General features: G+C 65.9%; 1 protein-coding gene. It reads left to right on the top strand.

The genetic code is table 11. The features are described 5' to 3' along the window. On the top strand, positions 1 to 1,979 hold a 1,979-nt coding region (locus EN932_RS34915), incomplete at both ends, for an alpha-2-macroglobulin family protein (RefSeq protein ID WP_164890806.1).

Raw genomic sequence — 1,979 nt, 5'->3', positions numbered from 1 at the left:
GGACAAGACCATGCCGCGCCAGCAGCTGTCGATCCCGGTTTCGGTCGCCGGCGTGCAGCCGGGCAGCAATGCCTATGTCATGGTTGCCGCCGTCGATGTCGGCATCCTCAACCTGACCAACTACAAGGCGCCGGATCCGGAGAACTGGTTCTTCGGCCAGCGCATGCTGGGCATGGAAATCCGCGACATCTACGGTCGCCTGATCGACGGTTCTCTGGGCAACGCCGGCAAGCTCAGGACCGGCGGCGACGGCGCCAACATGCAGGCGCAAGGCAGCCCGCCGACCGAAAAGCTTGTCGCCTTCTTTTCCGGCGTCGTCGAGCTTGACGCCGACGGCAAGGCGCGGGTCGACTTCGACATCCCGCAGTTCAACGGCACCGTGCGCGTCATGGCCGTCGCCTGGACCAAGGACGCGGTCGGCCACGCCCAGTCCGACGTGATCGTGCGCGATCCCGTGGTCATCACCGCCGGCCTGCCGCGCTTCCTGGCGCCTGGTGACGCCGCCGTTATGCGCCTCGACGTCGCCGACACCGACGGTCCGGCCGGCGACTATGCGTTCTCGATCGAAACGACGGGCGACCTGTCGACGGGCGACAAGCCCCTGCCCCAGAAGCTGACGCTCGCCCAGGGCAAGCGCCAGACGCTGACCGTGCCGCTGATCGCTCAGACGGCCGGCAATGCCTCGCTCACCATCAAGCTTGCCCATGCCGACGGTACCAAGGTCGAGCAGACGCTCTATGTGCCGGTGCGCCCGGCGCAATTACCGGTCACCACCCGCCTGGTGGTCGACCTCAAGGGCGATGGCGGCGCGCTTCGCGTCGACAAGGAGCTGCTCGCGGCAAGCCTGCTCGACGGCGCCTCTGTCAGCGTCGGCGTTTCGCAGGCTGCCGCCTTCGACGTGCCTTCGCTGCTGATGACGCTCGACCGCTACCCCTATGGGTGCGCCGAGCAGACCACCAGCCGCGCCATGCCGCTTCTCTACGTCAATGAATTGGCGTCCGGCATCGGCATGGCCAGCGATCCCGATATCCATGGCCGCATCCAGGACGCCATCTACAAGGTTCTGAGCTACCAGGCCTCGGGCGGCAGCTTCGGCCTGTGGGGCCCGGGCTCCGGCGATCTGTGGCTCGATGCCTATGTCACCGACTTCCTGACCAGGGCGCGCGAGCAGAAGTACGACGTGCCGAGCCTGGCCATGAACCAGGCGCTCAGCAACCTGCAGAACTCACTCGGCTACGACCAGAGCGTCCAGGACCGGGGCAGCGAGATCGCCTACGCCCTCTACGTTCTGGCCCGCAACAAGAAGGCCTCGATCGGCGACCTGCGCTACTATGCGGACACGCAGCTCGAAGCTTTTTCCAGCCCGATGGCCGTTGCCCAGCTGGCGGCAAGCCTGGCGCTCTACGGCGATACACCGCGTGCGGAATCGACGTTCAAGACTGCCCTGCAGTTGGCCAAGTCGACCACCGACTACGACTACTACCGCTCCGACTACGGTTCGCGGCTGCGTGATGGCGCGGCGATGCTGGCGTTGGCGGCGGAATCCAAGCCGGTACCGACAATCGTGCCGGAGCTGATCAGGCTGGTGACCAAGGAACGCGCCGAAGCCCGCTGGACCAGCACCCAGGACGAATCCTGGATGCTGCTGGCGGCCCGCGCGCTGAAAGAAGGCAATGATACGATCACGCTGACCGTCAATGGCGCGGCACATTCCGGCGGCTACTCCAACCAGGTCGAAGGCTCTGACCTTGTCGACAGCCCACTGACCATCGCCAACACCGGCAAGACCCCGCTGCAGGCCGTCGTCACCACGGTGGCGTCGCCGGTCCAGCCGCTGCCGGCCGGCGGCGACGGCTTCACAATCAGCCGCACTTACTACAAGCTCGACGGCACCGAAGCCAATGTCACGGAGGCGACTCAGAACGAACGCTATGTCGTCGTGCTCAAGGTCAACGAGCAGAACACATGGCCGTCGCGCC

The sequence above is a fragment of the Mesorhizobium sp. M7A.F.Ca.US.002.01.1.1 genome (genome assembly GCF_004022955.1).
GTDB lineage: Bacteria > Pseudomonadota > Alphaproteobacteria > Rhizobiales > Rhizobiaceae > Mesorhizobium > Mesorhizobium ciceri.
Note: the sequence above shows the minus strand (reverse complement) of the source record. Positions and strands in the feature narration are given on the sequence as shown.